The organism is Gordonia sp. GN26, assembly GCF_054823965.1.
The window spans coordinates 1-18,297 of record NZ_JSYC01000158.1 but is presented as its reverse complement, the minus strand read 5'-3'; the positions used below and the strand labels follow the sequence as shown (position 1 = coordinate 18,297).

The window sequence follows — 18,297 nt, the reverse complement described above, 5'->3', positions numbered from 1 at the left end:
CCCCGACTACAAGGCCAGCTTCCTCGGCACCCTGCACGCCAACTCCGAGCTGTACGCACCGTTCCAGGCCAACGCCGAACGCTGGTACAAGGAATCGCAGGAGAAGGTCCTGTACTGGAACCACGCGATCATCAACCCGCCGGTCGATCGCCAACTGCCGCCGGACGAGGTCGGCGATGTGTTCATGAAGGTGGAGAAGGAGACCGACGCCGGCCTCATCGTCTCCGGCGCCAAGGTCGTCGCCACCGGTTCGGCGATCACCAACTACAACTTCATCTCCCACTACGGCCTGCCGATCAAGAAGAAGCAGTTCGCCCTCATCTGCACCGTGCCGATGGACGCCCCGGGCGTGAAGCTCATCTGCCGCTCGTCGTACACCCAGCAGGCCGCCGTCATGGGCACCCCGTTCGACTACCCGCTGTCGAGCCGGATGGACGAGAACGACACCATCTTCGTCTTCGACAAGGTGCTCGTGCCCTGGGAGAACGTCTTCATGTACGGCGACGTCGACAAGATCAACGCCTTCTTCCCGCAGTCCGGCTTCCTCCCCCGCTTCACCCTGCAGGGCTGTACCCGTCTCGCGGTCAAACTCGACTTCATCGCCGGGCTGCTCCTCAAGGCGCTCGACTGCACCGGCGCGGGCGGGTTCCGCGGCGTGCAGACCCGCGTCGGTGAGGTCATCGGTTGGCGAAACCTGTTCTGGTCGTTGAGCGATGCCATGGTCAACAACCCCGAGCCGTGGATCGGCGACACGGTCATCCCCAAGCTCGAGTACGGCCTGACCTACCGGATGTTCGCCCAGCAGGGCTACCCGCGCGTCAAGGAGATCATCGAACAGGACGTCGCCTCCGGGCTGATCTACCTGCCGTCGAGCTCGGCGGACTTCAAGAGCCCTGACGTCCGTCCGTACCTGGACAAGTACGTCCGCGGTTCCGACGGCATCCTCGCCGTCGATCGCGTGAAGGTCATGAAGGCGCTGTGGGATTCGATCGGCAGCGAGTTCGGCGGCCGCCACGAACTCTACGAGCGCAACTACGCCGGCAACCACGAGGGCGTGAAGGCCGAGCTGCTCATGTTCGCCGACGCCCGCGGCACCGTCGGGGAGATGAAGGGTCTTGCCGAGCAGTGCCTGTCCGAGTACGACCTCGACGGCTGGACCGTGCCGGACCTGATCGGCAACGACGACGTCAGCTACTTCGGCAACCGCTGACCCTCTCTGGCACAGCTCTTCTCGACCACACAGCTTTCGAACCAGGAGACCACATGACCACCATCGAACGACCCCCGGCCCCCGTCGGGTCCCCCAGCGTCGACTCCCCGACCGCCGCCGGTTCCGGCAGTGCCGCCACCGCAGCCTTCGCCGGCCACCGGTTCACCGCCGACACCACGCCGGAACGCCTGTCGGCCATCGCATCCGAGGCCTTCGCCGGTTTCAGCGCGCTGATCGACAAGTACGAGATCACCTACGACGAGTACCGCGTCCTCAAGCAGTGGCTCATCGACGTCGGCGAGGGTGGTGAGTGGCCGCTGCTGCTCGACGTGTTCGTCGAACACGACATCGAGGAGGTCAACTCGCGGAAGTACTCGGGCACCAAGGGAAGCATCGAGGGTCCGTACTACCTCCCCGACGCCCCGCTGCTGCCCGCACGCTGCACCCTGCCGATGCGCAGCGTCGACGCCCGCGAGACGCCGTTCGTGATGCACGGCCAGGTCACCGACCTCGACGGCAACCCGATGGCCGGCGCAACCATCGAGATCTGGCATGCCGACGCCGAGGGCTACTACTCGGGGTTCGCGCCGCACCTCCCGGCTTGGAACCTGCGCGGCACCGTGGTCACCGACGGTGACGGCCGCTACGAGATCACCACGATCCAGCCCGCGCCGTACCAGATCCCGACCGACGGACCGACCGGCAAGTTCATCGAGGCCGCCGGCTGGCACCCGTGGCGACCTGCGCACCTGCACCTGCGGGTGGCAGCCAAGGGCCGGCATCCGATCATCACCCAGCTGTACTTCAAGGGCGGTGACTGGCTCGACGACGACGTCGCCTCGGCAACCAAGCCGGAACTGCTCCTCGATCCGAAGCCCGACGCCGACGGCCGGAACGTCGTGCAGTACGACTTCGCACTCGACCCCGAGTAGCGATCCCACCCGCAGAACGGGTACGCGAGCGGTCCGGGTTCTCCCCCTCTGGAGCCCGGGCCGCTTTGCGCTGGGTACGGTGTCTTTCGTGGACGCGACGATCTATCACAACCCGAAGTGCTCGACCTCGCGCAAGGCGCTGCAGGCCCTCCGCGACGCCGGTATCGAGCCGGCCGTCGTCAAGTACCTCGACGAGCCCTACACCCGCGAACAGCTGGTGCAACTGCTCGCCGACGCCGGGCTCACCCCGGCGCAGGCCGTGCGCAAGCGCGAAGCCCTCTACAAAGAACTCGACCTCGCGTCGGCCACCGACGAGGCGATCCTCGACGCGATGGTCGAACATCCGATCCTCGTCGAGCGCCCGATCGTGGTGACCGACAAGGGGACCCGCATCCCGCGGCCGTTCGAGAAGCTCGACGAGATCCTCTGAAGGGGCGTCGGTCCCGGATGAACGGGACCTTCGTCGCGCCCGCACGCGGGCCGGTGACCATCGTGTACAGCTCTGTGCCAGAACGGGATTGCGGGTTCCGGTAACCCTCGAGCGCGGTTAGCATCGGCTCCATGAGCTACGAAGCGAAGATGATCATCCTGTCCACCGAGAACCTGGACGAGTCGATCAAGTTCTACACCGAGACGTTGGGCATGTCGCTGAAGTTCCGCGACGGCGCCCACTTCGCCGCCCTCGACGGCGGTCCGGTGACGATCGCGCTCGCCACCGCAGTCGACCACCCGATACCCGGCAAGGTCGTCGTCGGCATCAAGACCGCCGATGTCGATGCCGCGGCGAAGGCGATCGAGGCCGACGGCGGCGCCATCGTGAAGGGTCCGTACGACGACGCGCACGAGCGCCGTGCCGTGGTGTACGACAACCAGGGCAACGGGCTCGTGTTCTACAGCCCGCTCAACCGTTAGGCGGCGATCGGCAGCGGCTTCTGTACCGACGGCAGGGCCAGCGCCGCGATTCCGCGCAGCAGGCCCTTCGCCATGTCGAAGTAGTCGAAGTAGTCGCGCCACACCACGATCCGGCCCTCGCGGATCTCGAAGCGGCCGCAGACCCAGAACTGCAGATGCAGCCGCCCGAAACGCAATTCGTCGACGCGTTCGGTGAGCACGACACCCGCGTCGTCGGAACTGGCGTTGAGCATCCGGTAGTTGAAGCCCACCCACGACTTCTTCGCGACGCCGCCGAGCACACCGGCGACCTTGCGCTTGCCGTGGATGGTCGGCAGCGAGACGTTGGTGTAGGCGATGTCGTCGTCGATGGTGTCCAGTGCACCGGCGATGTCCTCGCGCGCGAATGCGTCGAGCAGGGCCGTCACGATCTCGATCGGGGTCTGTGAGGTCATGGCAGCCCAGTATGCCGGGACGGTGCTCGCTGTGGGCCGCGATGTGACATCTCGGCAGGTCATCGACTATCCTTGCTCCCGTTGTCTCGGCGAGGGTGACCCAGTCACCGTGATCGGCGCGACCATCGCAGTCTCCTCGGGGCCCTCACGCGGCCCGGTGGGTGCCCGCGGTCGGTATCCGTGCCCGTTGCTCGTCGCGACGGACGAACGACCGCAACCACTGATCAGAGGAGATCACCATGGCTACTCAGGCCTCGAAGCTGGCTGTCACCACCCGTACCGAAAAGGGCAAGGGCGCCGCTCGCCGCGCACGTCGCGAGGGCAACGTTCCCGCCGTGCTCTACGGCCACGGCACCGACCCGCAGCACCTGCACCTCCCGGCCCGCGACTTCGCCGCGATCCTGCGTAACAACGGCCTGAACGCCATCATCGATCTCGACATCGAGGGCACCAGCCAGCTCGCGCTCACCAAGCAGGTCGACGTCCACCCGATCCGCAACTACATCGAGCACGCCGACCTCCTCATCGTCCGCCGCGGCGAGAAGGTGACCGTCGAGGTCGCCATCGTCGTCGAGGGTGACCCCGCACCGGGCACCCTGGTCACCTCCGACGCCAGCGTCGTCGAGGTCGAGGCCGACGCCCTGTCGATCCCCGAGCAGATCGTCGTCAGCGTCGAGGGTGCCGAGGCCGGCACCGCGATCCACGCCTCCGACCTGGACCTGCCGGAGGGCGTCACCCTGATCGCCGATCCGGAAACCCTGATCGTCGCCGTCAACGAGGCACAGGCTGCGGCCACCTCCTCCGACGCCGACGCCGAAGGTGCCGAGGATGAGGCTGCCGAGGCTCCCGCGGAGTCGGAGTAATCCGACCCCCGACTGCTCTGCGCGAGTGGTGAAAATCCCTAAGTGGTGAAAATTATTGTCGGACTCGGTAATCCCGGGTCCAAGTACGAGAAGACGAGGCACAACGTCGGCGCGATGGTCGCCGACGGCCTCGTCGACTCGGCAGGCGAGCGCTGGAAGGTTCACAAGAAGTCCGGTGCGGAGGTCGCCGAGGTTCGCCTCGGCGGCCAGTCTGTTCTCGTGGCCAAGCCACGCGTCTACATGAACGAGTCCGGTCGACAGATCGGTCCGCTGGCCAAGTTCTATTCGGTCGCGCCCGCCGATCTCATCGTCATCCACGACGAGCTCGACATCGACTTCGGTCTCGTGCGCCTCAAACACGGCGGCGGCGAGGGCGGCCACAACGGGCTGCGGTCGATCAGCCAGGTCATGGGCACCCGCGACTACCTGCGTGTGCGGATGGGCATCGGCCGTCCGCCCGGGCGTCAGGACCCCGCCGACTTCGTGCTCAAGCCGTTCCCGTCCGCCGACCGCGCCGAGGTCGAGCTGATGATCCGCAACGGCTGCGACGCCGTCGAACTCCTCGTCTCCCAGGACCTCGAGAGCGCACAGAACACCGTGCACGCCTGGTAGACGCGCACGGTGCTCTCCCCTCGTTGCGGCCCCTAAGCGTTCTCCTTGCGGAACACCGATGTGCCCCACCAGGTTCCGAGTGCGGCGAGGATGAGTGAGGCGATCACTCCCCACAGGACCTGAGCGCTGGCGAGGTCGCCGCCGAAGGTGTCGCGCACGGCGTCGACGACCCAGCGGAACGGCATGAAGTCGCTGAGCCCCTGCAGCCACGTCGGTCCGAGCGTCATCGGCAGCAGGATTCCCGACAGCAACAGCACCGGCATCATCACCATGTTGACGAGCGGGGCCATCACGTCCTCGCTCTTCGTCGTCAGTGCCAGCGCATTCGACGCCGCGGCGCACGCACCGCCGATGAGCAGTGTGATGACGATGCCGAGGATCACGCCGACGATCGATCCGCGCATCCCCATGGCGAATCCGAGGGTCACCAGGATCAGCGCCTGCACCAGCAGCTGCAACATGTCGCGCATCAGACGACCGGTGAGCAGAGCCGTGCGGCTCGCCGGGGTGACCCGCTCGGCCTCGATGACCCCCTCCCGCCATTCGCCGATCAGGCTGAAGCCGGCGAACAGCGCCCCGAACAGCCCCAGCTGCACGAGAAGTCCCGGCACCAGGAAGGTGTACGGGTTGTCCGCGCCGCCCGGGAACTGGGAGACCAGCGGTTTGAGCAGCGGTCCGAACAGCAGCAGATAGAGGATCGGCTGCATGACGCCGATCAGGACCCAGGCGGGGTTGCGCAGGTTCATCCGGATCTGACGGCGGAAGACGATGGTGCTGTCGCGGAAGAAGCTGTTCATCGGGCGACCTCCTGCTCGGTGCGACGGGCAGACTCGTCGGAAGTGGTTGCGGCAGAACCGGGTTCCTTGTCGGTCGGGTCACCGCCGGGGTCGCGTTCGGTTTCGGCGTCGCGCAGGGATCGGCCGGTGAGGGTCAGGAAGACGTCGTCGAGCGTCGGACGGATGACCTCGATCGAATCGAGTGAGATACCCGAGGCGTCGAGGTCGCGGAGGAGTCCCGGCACCGCCCGGCCGGCACGCGGCACCCGGCCCCGGACGTGGCGGCCGTCCACCTCGATCCGGCCGCCACCGTTGCCGCCGCTGACCGAGGCGAGCTTCTCGGCAGCCGTCGTCACCGCGGCGGCGTCGGCGACCTCTAGCGCGACCAGATCGCCGGAGACCTGCGCCTTGAGGTTGTCCGGGGTGTCCGCCGCGACGATCCGCCCGTTGTCGATGATGAGAATCCGGTCCGAGAGTTCGTCCGCCTCCTCGAGATAGTGCGTCGTGAGGAAGATCGTCGCGCCGCGCTCGGTCCGCAATCGGCGGATGTGTTCCCAGAGGTTGGCGCGGGCCTGCGGGTCGAGGCCCGTCGTCGGCTCGTCGAGGAACACCAGCGACGGTTCGTGGACGAGTCCCATCACGATGTCGAGGCGCCGCTTCTGGCCACCGGACATGTTCTTCGGCATACGTTCCCACAGTCCGTCGAGCTGCAGTTCGGAGAACAGCGCCTGCCCGCGACGCGTCGCCTCGGCCCGCGACAGTCCGTAGAGCATCCCGTGGTCGACGATCTCGTCGCCGGCTTGGGCCTGACTGAATGTGCCCCCGGCCTGGGACACGTAACCGATGCTGCGGCGCACCGACACCGGATCGGCGACGACGTCGTAGCCGTTGACCGTCGCGGTACCCGCGGTCGGCCGCAACAGCGTGGTCAGCATCCGCAGCGTCGTCGTCTTACCGGCCCCGTTGGGCCCGAGGAAGCCGACCACCTCTCCCTCGGCGACGTCGAGGTCGACGCCGTCGACGGCTCGCACCTCGCGCTTCTTCTTTCCCTTCCCGGTGGTGAACACCTGGACCAGACCACGAGCATGGATCATGCGGACTCCCCTTCATTTCGACGCCGACGTGATGTGTCGACCGATCTGGGGCCCAGTTTTCATCGCAAAGAGGACACATTCGGTCCGCTTCGGCGGTGGATACCGAAATCGGTCGGTAACGATGTGCGGGGGGATGCGGTACTTCCTAGTAAGTGGCCGGGTGAGTACCGTCATATGTCGGGTCACATATTCGGAAGGAAGACCATGGCAGTCATCGCGGACACCTCAGGGATCAACAACATCGGCATGCTCGGGATCGGCGCCTATCGCCCCGAGCGTGTGGTCACCAACGACGAGATCTGCGAGCACATCGATTCCTCCGACGAGTGGATCTACACCCGCACCGGCATCAAGACCCGCCGTTTCGCCCGCCGCGACGAGAGCGTCATGGAGATGTCGGTCAACGCCGGACGCAAGGCCATCGCCAACGCCCTGCTGCACGGTTCCGACATCGACGCGGTCATCCTCGCCACCAACACGCACCTGCTCCTGACCCCGGCCGGCGCGACCAAGGTGGCCACCGAACTCGGCTGCAACGGCGTCCCCGCCTTCGACGTCACCGTCGGCTGCGCCGGTTTCGGCTACGGCATGGCCCTCGCATCGGACATGATCCGCGGCGGCAGCGCCACCAACGTGCTGGTCATCGGCGCCGAGCAGCTCTCGGTGGCCCTCGACATGACCGACCGCACCAACTGCTTCATCTTCGGCGACGGCGCCGGCGCCGTGGTCGTCGGACCCACCGAGGAGCAGGAACTCGGCCCCGTGGTCTGGGGTTCGGACGGCTCGCAGTTCAACGCCATCCGCCAGGACTTCGACTGGGTGACCTTCCTCGACGGTGACCGCGTCCAGCGCCCGTACCTCCGCATGGAGGGCACCGCGGTGTTCCGCTGGGCCGCCTTCGAGATGGGCAAGGTCGCCGTCCGCGCCCTCGAGGCCGCCAAGATCGGCTCCGAGGACCTCGACGTCTTCGTCCCGCACCAGGCCAACGCGCGGATCAACGAGCTGCTCGCCAAGAACCTGAAGCTGCGCGACGACGCCGTCGTCGCCAACGACATCGAGTACACCGGCAACACCTCCGCCGCGTCGATCCCGCTCGCCATGGAAGACCTGCTCTCCACCGGCAAGGCACAGCCCGGCCAGACCGCGCTCCTCCTCGGCTTCGGCGCCGGCCTCTCCTACGCCTCGCAGGTCGTCAAGCTTCCCCCGGTGCCGTTCGAGTAAGACCCCTCCTTCCAGTTGCGGCAGTTGGTCCCGGATTCCGGGACCAACTGCCGCAACTGTTTCAGGCGGCGAGTGCCTGACGGACGCGGTCGACGACGTACCCAGGACGTTCCTCGAGGTCAGCCCACGTGAAGTTCAGGACCGTCCAGCCCTGCGCGATCAGGTCGTTTCGACGACGCCGGTCGCGCTGGAAGGTCTCGGCGTCGCGGTGGTACGCCATCCCGTCGATCTCGACGGCGAGCATCCGGTCCGGGAAGGCGACGTCCACGAAGTAGCCGTCGACGGGATGGTTGGACACGAATCCGTCGACCCCTCCCTGTCGAAGCAGATCGACTGCGAGGCGCTCGGCCTCAGAGCGAGCGCCCTCCTCGACCCCGGCGATCAGAGACGCAATACCCGGTGCACCCGCCCTCCTACGACGGCGCTCCGCTGCGGTTCGCAACTGCTCGATCGACACGCGGCGCAACAACAGTGCGGCATCGAGAACCGTGCTGTCCTTCTCGACCGAGGCCTCCAGCACAGACAGCGGCAACGAGGTGACCAGCAGGTCGTCCCGGGTGACCGTCTCAGCGTCCTCGAGCTTCCGATACCGGATACGAACGCCGTCGACCGACTTCGCGTGCCTCGACCGCGGTGCGGTCACCGTCAGCTTCTTCGGTGGATCATCGACGATCCCGTGCCACCATGCAGCGCCCAGACCGGACAGGGCGGCACCGCGACCGACTTCGGCGACTGCGAGCCGAGCACGCGTCCTGGCCGTGACCGGGTGGTCGGCAAGCGTATAGACCCCACGCGACCGATGTGTCCACAGCCCGGAGTCCACACGTCGATGGACACCCGACTTCGTCATCCCGAACTCGAGGGCTTCGGCGATCGTCACGACGCCGTCGCGGGCGAGCGCGTGACGTCGGAGGCGAGAAGGCGTCTGCACGACGATTGGACGCACCGACCCCCACATCGGTTCCCAGGATCTGGGATTGCGGCAATTGGTCCGGTATACCGGCACCAACTGCCGCAACATCATTGATGGTGAGTTTGGAGCCCTCCCACCAGCCGAGTAGCCTCGAATCTCGTGAGTTCTGACGTCGCAACCGAGGTCAAGCGCCGACGTACCTTCGCGATCATCTCCCATCCGGACGCCGGTAAGTCGACCATGACCGAGGCCTTGGCGCTGCATGCGCGCATGATCAGCGAGGCGGGTGCGATCCACGGCAAGGCGGGACGCAAGTCCACCGTCTCCGACTGGATGGAGATGGAGAAGGCCCGCGGCATCTCGGTCAGCTCCACCGCGCTGCAGTTCAACTACCTCGCCGAGCACAGCGACCCGGGCATCCCGAGCGTCATCAACCTCGTCGACACCCCCGGTCACGCCGACTTCTCCGAGGACACCTACCGCGTGCTGACCGCGGTCGACGCGGCGGTGATGCTCATCGACGCCGCGAAGGGCCTCGAGCCGCAGACGCTGAAGCTCTTCCAGGTGTGTCGCCATCGCGGCATCCCGGTGATCACGGTCATCAACAAGTGGGACCGTCCCGGTCAGACGCCGCTCGAGCTGATCGACGAGATCACCGAGCGCATCGGACTCACCCCGACCCCGCTGTTCTTCCCGGTCGGCATCGCCGGCGACTTCCGCGGTCTGCTCGACCGCCGCACCGGCGAGTACGTGCACTTCACCCGTACCGCAGGCGGCGCCAAGATCGCCCCGGAAGAGATCATGAGCGCCGACGACGCGGCGGCACGTGAGGGCGACGAGTGGACCGCGGCCGTCGAGGAGAGTGAACTGCTCTCCGAGATGGGCCAGGACCACGACCAGGAGATGTTCCTCGCCGGCCAGACCTCGCCGATGATCTTCGCCTCGGCGATGCTGAACTTCGGCGTGCGTCAACTGCTCGAGGTGCTCGTCGAGCTCGCTCCCCCGCCCGCCGGCCGCGTCGACATCGAGGGCAAAGAACGTCCGGTCACCGACCCGTTCAGTGCCGTCGTGTTCAAGGTGCAGGCCGGCATGGACTCGAGCCACCGAGATCGCTTGGCGTACATGCGGATCGTGTCCGGCGAGTTCGAACGCGGCATGGTCGTCACCCACGCGCAGACCGGGAAACCGTTCGCCACCAAGTACGCCCAGGCCGTCTTCGGCCGGGACCGGTCCACCGTCGACACCGCCTACCCGGGCGACGTCGTCGGCCTCGTGAACGCGACCGCACTGGCCCCCGGTGACACCCTCTTCGACGGCCCGAAGGTGCAGTTCCCGCCGATCCCGTCGTTCGCGCCCGAACACTTCTCGACGCTGCGTGCAACCACCGCCGACAAGTACAAGCAGTTCCGCAAGGCGATGGATCAGCTCGACAGCGAAGGTGTGGTGCAGGTGCTGCGCAACGACACCCGCGGCGACATGTCGCCGGTGCTGGCCGCGGTCGGTCCCATGCAGTTCGAGGTCGTCACCGCCCGTATGAAGGCCGAGTTCAACGTCGACACCATCATCGAACCGCTCGGTTACTCGCTCGCCCGCCGCACCGACGCCGAGAGCGCACCAGAGCTCGACCGGCAGCGCGGCGTCGAGGTGTTCACCCGCACCGACGGTGCGATCCTGGCACTGTTCAGCGACAAGTGGCGCCTGCAGTACATCGAGAAGGAACACCCCGATCTGACGCTGCAACCCCTTGTCGCCGCGGCGGATTGAGCCGATGAGGCGTCCCCTCGTGCGCACCTCCGGTGTCGGCGCGGTGTCCGCGGTGTCCGCGGCAGCGCTCCTGATGTCGGGATGCGCAGCCAACCCGGCACCGGCCCCCACATCGACGAGCACGGCCCCCACGCCGACCGCACGCCCGATCGATTCGGCGAAATGCGCGGAGAAACCGCCGCAGGGCAAGGTCGACCGCGGCGGGCACGGCCTGACGTTCCGTTCCGGCGAGATCCGGATCGCGATCATCGAGCCGGCGGCCCCGACGACCGGGCTACCGGCCGCCGGCAGCAGCAAGAGCCCCGATGAGGCGACCAGCTGTTACGAGTTCAAGCGCTGGGGCCCCGAACAGCCCGACGTCCCGCCGGACTCACTGTTGTTCGTGTTCAAGGGAATCGGGACCGACGGCGCCCAGATCGAGTTCCCCATCAGCGAATTGACCGGCGGCACGGTCCCACCCGCGGGCGGCGGACCACGCCCCACCGCCGGCCCGCTCACCAAACCGATCAACGCACAGATCGGCGTATCCGTCGACGGTGTCTACCACCAGTCGTCGGCGTGCCAGCTCAGCATCACCGGGATGTCGGGCAAGCTCGCGGCCGGGTCGTTCACCTGCCCGGATGCCTCCCGCGTCGACGCGAACCCGTTCGCACCCGACGACGACGTGGCCTACGACACCGATGAGTCGTCGACGAGCCCGAAGCCCGACGCCGGCACCCCGCCGACCGTCGTACTGTCCGGACGGTTCCAGCTCAGGCCGTAGGGGTTTCGATACGGCTCGTCGCAGGCTCCTCGCCTACTCAACCAGCGGGAAGGCCGAGCTCGTCGCACAGGCTCCTCGCCTACTCAACCAGCAGACAACGCTCACGCACCCACGATCCGCGCGACGACCGCCGGATCGACGTCGTCGATCGCGGCGGGGTCGAAGGCCGGGTTGCGGTCCTTGTCGACCAGCACCGCCCGCACTCCCTCGCGGAAGTCGTTCGTGGCCGTGATCTGTTCTGCCGCATGCAATTCGCGATCGAAGCACTCGTCGATCCCAGACTGCGCCCCGGCGTTGATCATCGCGGCCGTCACCCAGAGGCTGGTGGGTGAGGCCTTCTCGAGCAGGCCGATCATCTCCTCGGCCCACTCGTCGCCGATCGCTCCGCGCAGACCACCGACGATGGCGTTGATGTTGTCGTCGGCGAAGTACTCGCCGATCTTGCGGAGCGGGACGTCGCTGGTCTCCGTGGTCCCCGAAGTCGCCAGCGCATCGGCCAGCGGATCTCCGGAACGGATCGACTCGGCGACGCCGGCGATATCGGCCGACGCCACGAAATGCGTTGCCAGGCCGACGGACACCGCGTCGACGCCGCGGATGCGCGCACCGGTGAGACCCAGCCACATGCCGACCCCCTCGGGCAGACGCGGGAGGAAGTAGGTGGAGCCGATGTCGGGGAAGAAGCCGATCGCGGTCTCGGGCATCGCGATCATCGCCTTCTCGGTGACCACGCGGATCTCGCCGTGCACGCTGATGCCGAGTCCGCCGCCCATGGCCGCGCCGTCGATGAGGCTCACGTACGGCTTGGGGTAGTCGGCGACCATCTGGTCCAGCCGGTACTCACTGCTGAAGTAACGCGTGATGGCCTTGGTGTCGCCGTCGAGCGAGTGCTCGCGGATCGCCCGGATGTCGCCGCCCGCGCAGAAGGCACGGTCGCTCGCGGAGGTGACGAGGACGGTCTCGATCGAGTCGTCGTCACCCCACTCGCCGAGCGTGGCGTACATGTCGTCGATCATGGTCTGGTCCAGTGCGTTCAGGGCTTTCGGTCGGTCGAGGACGATCTCGCCGACGCCGTTGGACACCGAGGTGCGAATGAAGGACATGCCCTCAACCGTAGCGGTGAGGGAAGAAAAGCCGGAGATAACCCGTTGGCAGACCCGGACGCATCCATTACCGTGGATCCCGCAACCGCCCGCCGACCCGAGGAGTGATCCCACACGATGAAGAACTGAAGTGGCCCCGGCCGATGCGCGATGTCGTACAGACAGCCGTCGGTGAATCCGAACCACTTCAGGAGATCTCGTGTCCACTTCTCTGTCCCTTCCTTCTCAGCCGTCGATCGTGCTGTCCGATGTCTCGTTCGGCTGGCCCGACGGCACCACGGTCTTCGATCACCTCAATCTCACGCTGGGAGCGTCCACGTATTCGCTGATCGGTGCCAACGGCGCAGGGAAATCGACGTTGCTCGGCCTGATCTCGCAGCGTCTCCGCCCAGCGTCGGGCAGTGTCAGCGTCGCCGGCACCGCGTCCGCGCCGGAGGTGGGGATCGTTCCGCAGGACCCCCAGTCGGATCCGGCGTCGACGGTGTCCGCAGCACTCGGCATCGACGCCATCCGCGGCGCTATCCGTCGCATCGAGGTCGGTTCGGTCGACGCCGACGACTTCGACGCCGTCGGTGACGATTGGGACGTCGAGGAGCGGGCGATCGGACTCCTCGCCCAGATGGGTCTGCCCACCGACCTCGACCGTCGGGTCGGTGCCATGTCCGGCGGCGAGGCGACACTGCTGTCGATCGTCGCCGCACTCATGCGCCGACCCTCGGTCCTGCTCCTCGACGAGCCGACGAACAACCTCGACACCAGCTCACGGACAAGGCTTTTCGACGCCATCGATGCCTTCTCCGGCACCGTGATCATCGTGAGTCACGACCTCGAACTACTCGAACGTGTCGACGCGACGCTGGAGTTGTACCGGGGTCGGGTGCGTGTGTTCGGCGGCCCGTACTCGCACTACCGCGAGATCGTGGACGCCGAACAGGAGGCGGCCGAGGCTGCCGTGGCGACCGCGACCGGCGACCTGCGTAAGCAGCGTCGGGAGCTGGTCGACGCACAGATCAAACTCGATCGCCGCGCCCGCACCGCCGCGACCGCCGAACGCGAGAAGCGGGTGCCGAAGATCATCTCGCACCTGCGTCGCGGTGAGGCGCAGGTGTCGGCCGGGAAGTTGCGCAACGCCCATCAGGACGACGTGGCGGCGGCCGCCTCCCGGCTCGACGAGGCGCGCGAAGAGGTCCGCAAGGACCGCACCGCCCGAATCGTGGTGCCGGATGCCGACGTACCGTCGCGAGCCCAGGTCGTCACCGACGACCGACTCCGGATCGACGGTCCGGAACGCACCGCGCTGGTGGGGCCCAACGGTTCCGGGAAGTCGACGCTCATCGCCGACCTCATCGCGCGCGAGGCCATCGTCGTGCCTTATGCGTATGTGCCGCAACAGATCGTGTTCGACGACCCGTCGATGTCGATCGCCGGCCTGGTGTCGGCGCACCATCCGGACATCAGCACTCAGGAGGTGCGTTCGCATCTGGCACGGTTCTTGTTCCGCGGTGCACGCGCCGACCGCGCACTCGAGGAGCTCTCCGGCGGTGAGCGACTGCGCGTGGGCCTCGCCGACGCACTCCTCGGCAACCCGACCCCGAAGCTGCTGATCCTCGACGAGCCGACCAACAACCTGGACCTCGACACGGTCACCCAGTTGGTCAGCGCGCTCGAGAGCTGGAGTGGCGCGCTGCTCGTCGTCTCCCACGACGCCGGGTTCCTGGATCGCATCGGGATCGACCGTCGCGTCGAGGTGGGTGCCTTGTCACCGGCGCAGACCGGCGACACATAGGCAGTTCCTCAGGGCGCCTGAGCCGCCGCCACATTGAGCGTGACGGGGGTCTCGTGATCGGATGATTGTTGCGCACCGCAACTCCCCCTGCGGTGCGTCGCGACGATGAAAGCCAGGAGGTCGGATGGCCACGATCGAGGTGACCGGTCGCCGCCAGCAGCAGGCCTGGGCCGACAAGGTCCTCCCACCGGTCGAAGAGGTGCGGCCGGGGCTGTGGTCGATCCCGGTGCCGATGGGCCCCAACCCGTTGCGCTACGTCCTGGTGTACGCCCTCGCACTGCCCGACGGCGGGCTGGCGCTGATCGACGTGGGGTGGCCGTCCGACGAGTCGTGGCGAGCGCTCGTCGACGGCATCCGCAGCACCGGCCACGACATCACCGACGTCCGGTCGGCGGCCATCACCCACTTCCATCCGGATCATTTCGGCCTCGTCCCGAGGCTGCTCGAGCACACCGACGTCCAGCTCCTGATGCACCGTGATGATGCCTGCCACCTGCGCTACCACTCCGACGACGAGGTGGAGAGCCAGCTCGACGAGGCGCGGTGGGAGCTGCGGGTCCTCGGCGCCCCGGCCGACGTCGCCGGTCTCGGACTCGTCGACTTCGTCCGTCTGCCCGACGGCCGGACCATCGACACCGAGCTGACCGCCGATGCCCCGCTCGACATCCCGGGCTGGAATCTGCGCGCCGTCTGGACGCCCGGTCACACCCCGGGCCACCTGTGCTTCGCCGACGACGACGCGGGGATCATCTTCACCGGCGATCACCTGCTGCCGCGGATCAGCCCGAATGTCTCCACCAGTCCGATGCAGACGGAGAGCCCGCTCGCGGATTATCTGGTCTCACTGGCCAACACCGAGAAGATGCGGGAGCACGAGGCCCTGCCGTCGCACGAGTACCGGTTCCGCGGATTGGGCGCTCGGGTCACCGGACTCCTGTCGCATCACGAGGAGCGTCTCACCGAGATCACCGAGGCGGTCGCCGCCCGCCCGGAGTCCACGGCGTGGGAGATCACCCAGAACGTCGGCTGGTCCCGCCCGTTCAGCGACCTCAACCTGACGATGAAGCGCCTCGCACTGCGCGAGACCGACGCGCATCTGCTGGTCCTCAGCGAGCGGGGCATCCTCACCTCGACCCCCGCCCCGTCCGTGACCGACCTCGCCGACACCACGGTCGAGCCCGTCCGGTGGTCGCTGGCGACGGTGTCCGAACACCGCACCGCGACGTCGACCCTGTCGCTGCCGGACTGAGCCCGAACGAGACTCCGCCGGTGAACGTCTCACCGGCCGCCCCACCGATCAACAGAGGAGATACCCCATGAGCGCCGTGCTCACCGAGTTCGCCGACGGAGTCGCCGTCATCACGATCAACCGTCCCGAGGCGAAGAACGCCGTCAATCTCGAGGTGTCCGAGGGCATCGCGGCCGCCATCGACGAACTCGAGTCGCGCGACGATCTCACCATCGGCATCCTCACCGGCGCCGGTGGCACGTTCTGCGCGGGCATGGATCTCAAGGCGTTCTCGCGGGGCGAGCAGGTCTCGCTGAAGGACCGCGGTTTCGGCGGTCTCACCGAGGCCCCGCCGAGCAAGCCGCTGATCGCCGCGGTCGAGGGCTGGGCCCTGGCCGGTGGCTGCGAGCTCGCACTGTCCGCCGACCTCGTCGTCGCCGCCGAGAACTCCAAGTTCGGCATCCCCGAGGTCAAGCGCGGCCTCGCCGCCGCAGCAGGAGGCCTCCTGCGCCTGCCGAAGATCCTCCCCTACCAGGTCGCGATGGAGATGGCCCTGACCGGTGACCCGCTCACCGCGGAGCGCGCCCACCAGTTCGGCCTGGTCAACAAGGTCACCGCGCCCGGTGAGGCGCTCGCCGGAGCCCGTGAGCTCGCCGCGAAGATCGCCGCCAACGGTCCGCTCGCCGTCAAGGCAACCAAGCAGGTCACCTCGATGGCGATCAACTACACCGACAAGGACCTGATCAAGAAGCAGTGGGAGTTCCTCACCCCGGTCTTCTCCTCCGAGGACGCGCAGGAGGGTGCCAAGGCGTTCGCCGAGAAGCGCGCACCCCAGTGGAAGGGCCGCTGAACACCCCGGTCGCGGGGCCACTGACTGTCGGAAAGGGCGATCACTAGAGTGACCGGTGTGGACCTGCACCTCGTGACCTACTTCGTCGCAGTCGTCGACCACGGTGGGATCACGAAGGCCGCCCAGTCGCTCTACATCTCCCAGCCCTCCCTGTCGCAGGCCATCCGGACCCTCGAGAAGCGTCTCGGCGTCACGTTGTTCGACCGGACCGGACGCCGCCTCGAACTGACCGAGGCCGGCCGCAAGCTCGACGACGCGGCGCGACGCATCCTCGCCGACGTCGAGCGCGCCAAGCGCAAGGTCGACGCGGTCCGGGAGCTACGGTCCGGACGCGTCGACGTGGTGACGTACGCGGCGTTCAGCATCGATCCGCTCGTCGACGTCGTCCGGCTGTTCCGGGAGCGCTTTCCTCGGCTCGCGGTTCGCGTCCTCGCCGCCGACGGCCCGGCCGGTGTCCTCTCCGCGTTGCGTTCGGGCGACGCGGAGATCGGGGTCATCGACTCCTCCGCCGAACACGCGACGTTCTCGGCCATCCCGATGACGGAGCAGGAGCTCGTGGTGGCGGCTCCCGACGCGCTGGTCGCCGGGTTCCCGGACACCGTGCCGCGCAGCGCCATTCGGTCGGTCCCGCTGGTCATCGATCACAGCGATCAGCACACCGCGGCACTGCTCGCCGATCTCCTCGACGACGCCGCGGGCAACGTGGTCGTCGACTGCCCGTTGCCCGCGGCCGTCTGGAACCTCGTCGAACGCGGTACGGCCGCAACGGTTGTCCCGCGGACCGTGGCCGACAAACAACTCGCCGGCACCCGGCAGCTCGTGCTCGATCCGCCGTTGACGCGACCGTGGGGACTCGTGTTGCGCTCGGGTCTCCCCTCGCCGGCGGCACTCGCCTTCATCTCCGCGGCCCGGGCCCATTCCGGTCTGAGCCAGGAGCCGACCGAGATCGCGGACTGGTAGGCCACCATGGAATTACGCCAGGTCGAATACTTCCTCGCCGTCGTCGAGAACCAGGGCATCGGCGGTGCCGCCACCGCGCTGGGCGTCGCACAGCCGACGGTCTCGCAGGCGTTGCGGGCGCTCGAACGCGAACTCGGCGTGCAGCTGTTCCACCGCATCGGTCGCGGCATGGTGTTGTCGGCGGCGGGCCGCACGATGGTGGGTCCGGCCCGTCAGATCATCCGCGACGTCGACGCCGTCGGCGATCTCCTCGCCGCCGAGGAGGACGAACTCACCGGACACCTCGATCTGCTCGCGTCCCCGGCCACGGCCGTCGGCCCGGTCGTCGACCTCATCGCCCGATTCCGCGACATCTATCCGCGAGTGTCGGTGCGGCTCGGCGACTTACGCGACGAGACCCGGGCCGCCTCCACCATCGAGGACGGGCACTGCGAGTTCGCCGTCGCCCACCTGCCGATCGCCGGTGACGCGCTCGAGGTCATCGAACTCGGCGAACACGAATACGTCCTGGTCTACCCCGAGGGGGCCGAGGTCCCCGACGGGCCGATCCCGCTGGGCAATCTCCCGACGTATCCGATGGTCTTCGTACCGCGCGGGCAGTCGGTGGCCGACGAGCTCGAGGAGGCCATCCGCGTCGGCGGGATCCGACCGCCCCTCGCCGTGCTGTCCGAACACCGCGAGGAACGACTTCCCATGGTGCTGGCGGGAATCGGCGGCACCCTGCTGGAACGCTCGATGGCCGACACCGCCGTGGACCGCGTCGTCATCCGCGAGACCGAACCCCGCTTCGTGCGACCGTTCGCGATCGCCTTCGACCCCGCATCCCTGTCCCCGGTGGGCCAGGCCTTCGTGGAACTCATTCGCGCGCAGGTGGGT

The 18,297-nt window shown here is 67.5% G+C and carries 19 protein-coding genes; 14 read left to right on the top strand and 5 right to left on the bottom strand.

Going from position 1 to position 18,297, the window contains the following annotated elements; all coding sequences use genetic code 11:
* From OK17_RS21475 to OK17_RS21460, 4 genes are all read left to right on the top strand, one after another.
* Positions 1–1,210: 4-hydroxyphenylacetate 3-hydroxylase family protein (locus OK17_RS21475; RefSeq protein ID WP_461418697.1), on the top strand; the 1,210-nt coding region annotated here is incomplete at its 5' end.
* A 53-nt stretch (positions 1,211–1,263) separates the two neighbouring features.
* The gene (catA, locus tag OK17_RS21470; protein ID WP_461418696.1) at positions 1,264–2,142 is read left to right on the top strand and encodes a catechol 1,2-dioxygenase; all 879 of its coding nucleotides are present in this window, start codon (positions 1,264–1,266) and stop codon (positions 2,140–2,142) included.
* 88 nt (positions 2,143–2,230) lie between these two features.
* Positions 2,231–2,572 (top strand): arsenate reductase (glutaredoxin), encoded by a 342-nt coding sequence (gene arsC / locus OK17_RS21465; RefSeq protein ID WP_232719248.1) that lies wholly within the window; start codon positions 2,231–2,233, stop codon positions 2,570–2,572.
* Positions 2,573–2,703: 131 nt separating this feature from the next.
* A complete protein-coding gene (locus OK17_RS21460; protein ID WP_074850499.1) occupies positions 2,704–3,054 on the top strand; it encodes a VOC family protein in 351 nt (116 codons plus the stop codon).
* Here OK17_RS21460 and OK17_RS21455 read toward each other — a convergent pair.
* A complete protein-coding gene (locus OK17_RS21455; protein ID WP_232719249.1) occupies positions 3,051–3,488 on the bottom strand; it encodes a limonene-1,2-epoxide hydrolase family protein in 438 nt (145 codons plus the stop codon). The genes OK17_RS21460 and OK17_RS21455 overlap by 4 nt on opposite strands.
* 239 nt (positions 3,489–3,727) lie before the next feature.
* On the opposite strand from OK17_RS21455, the gene OK17_RS21450 reads away from it, so the two are divergent.
* Positions 3,728–4,351: a 50S ribosomal protein L25/general stress protein Ctc gene (locus OK17_RS21450; protein ID WP_232719250.1), complete on the top strand. Its 624-nt coding sequence runs from the start codon at positions 3,728–3,730 to the stop codon at positions 4,349–4,351.
* 45 nt (positions 4,352–4,396) lie between these two features.
* Positions 4,397–4,963, top strand: coding sequence for an aminoacyl-tRNA hydrolase (gene pth, locus OK17_RS21445; RefSeq protein WP_461418700.1), 567 nt, complete (start codon positions 4,397–4,399; stop codon positions 4,961–4,963).
* A 32-nt stretch (positions 4,964–4,995) separates the two neighbouring features.
* Here the strand turns inward: pth and OK17_RS21440 are convergent, their stop codons facing one another.
* Together OK17_RS21440 and OK17_RS21435 are read right to left on the bottom strand one after the other, a co-directional pair.
* On the bottom strand, positions 4,996–5,760 hold the full coding sequence (locus tag OK17_RS21440) for an ABC transporter permease (protein ID WP_461418695.1): 765 nt from the start codon (positions 5,758–5,760) through the stop codon (positions 4,996–4,998).
* Positions 5,757–6,833: an ATP-binding cassette domain-containing protein gene (locus OK17_RS21435; protein ID WP_232719252.1), complete on the bottom strand. Its 1,077-nt coding sequence runs from the start codon at positions 6,831–6,833 to the stop codon at positions 5,757–5,759. The genes OK17_RS21440 and OK17_RS21435 overlap by 4 nt, the downstream gene beginning before the upstream one ends.
* A gap of 204 nt (positions 6,834–7,037) precedes the next feature.
* Here OK17_RS21435 and OK17_RS21430 point away from each other — a divergent pair, with 204 nt between their 5' ends.
* Positions 7,038–8,054: a beta-ketoacyl-ACP synthase III gene (locus OK17_RS21430; protein WP_006867410.1), complete on the top strand. Its 1,017-nt coding sequence runs from the start codon at positions 7,038–7,040 to the stop codon at positions 8,052–8,054.
* Positions 8,055–8,115: 61 nt separating this feature from the next.
* Here the strand turns inward: OK17_RS21430 and OK17_RS21425 are convergent, their stop codons facing one another.
* The gene (locus tag OK17_RS21425) at positions 8,116–8,985 is read right to left on the bottom strand and encodes a DUF559 domain-containing protein (protein ID WP_461418699.1); all 870 of its coding nucleotides are present in this window, start codon (positions 8,983–8,985) and stop codon (positions 8,116–8,118) included.
* Positions 8,986–9,126: 141 nt separating this feature from the next.
* Between OK17_RS21425 and OK17_RS21420 the strand changes: the two genes are divergently transcribed.
* Both OK17_RS21420 and OK17_RS21415 read left to right on the top strand, forming a co-directional pair.
* Positions 9,127–10,731, top strand: coding sequence for a peptide chain release factor 3 (locus OK17_RS21420; RefSeq protein WP_461418694.1), 1,605 nt, complete (start codon positions 9,127–9,129; stop codon positions 10,729–10,731).
* Positions 10,732–10,750: 19 nt separating this feature from the next.
* Positions 10,751–11,494, top strand: coding sequence for a hypothetical protein (locus OK17_RS21415; protein ID WP_461418698.1), 744 nt, complete (start codon positions 10,751–10,753; stop codon positions 11,492–11,494).
* A gap of 101 nt (positions 11,495–11,595) precedes the next feature.
* On the opposite strand, the gene OK17_RS21410 is transcribed toward OK17_RS21415, so the two are convergent.
* The gene (locus OK17_RS21410; protein WP_232719254.1) at positions 11,596–12,597 is read right to left on the bottom strand and encodes an enoyl-CoA hydratase/isomerase family protein; all 1,002 of its coding nucleotides are present in this window, start codon (positions 12,595–12,597) and stop codon (positions 11,596–11,598) included.
* A 199-nt stretch (positions 12,598–12,796) separates the two neighbouring features.
* Between OK17_RS21410 and OK17_RS21405 the strand changes: the two genes are divergently transcribed.
* The 5 genes from OK17_RS21405 to OK17_RS21385 all read left to right on the top strand — a co-directional run.
* On the top strand, positions 12,797–14,383 hold the full coding sequence (locus OK17_RS21405; protein WP_461418693.1) for an ABC-F family ATP-binding cassette domain-containing protein: 1,587 nt from the start codon (positions 12,797–12,799) through the stop codon (positions 14,381–14,383).
* Between the two features lie 124 nt (positions 14,384–14,507).
* Positions 14,508–15,632, top strand: coding sequence for an MBL fold metallo-hydrolase (locus OK17_RS21400; RefSeq protein ID WP_461418692.1), 1,125 nt, complete (start codon positions 14,508–14,510; stop codon positions 15,630–15,632).
* Between the two features lie 67 nt (positions 15,633–15,699).
* Complete coding sequence (locus tag OK17_RS21395; RefSeq protein WP_232719257.1) at positions 15,700–16,461, top strand: crotonase/enoyl-CoA hydratase family protein; 762 nt, start codon at positions 15,700–15,702, stop codon at positions 16,459–16,461.
* Positions 16,462–16,518: 57 nt separating this feature from the next.
* A complete protein-coding gene (locus OK17_RS21390; protein ID WP_461418691.1) occupies positions 16,519–17,421 on the top strand; it encodes a LysR family transcriptional regulator in 903 nt (300 codons plus the stop codon).
* A gap of 6 nt (positions 17,422–17,427) precedes the next feature.
* The coding region (locus tag OK17_RS21385; protein WP_154882692.1) for a LysR family transcriptional regulator at positions 17,428–18,297 on the top strand (870 nt) is incomplete at its 3' end.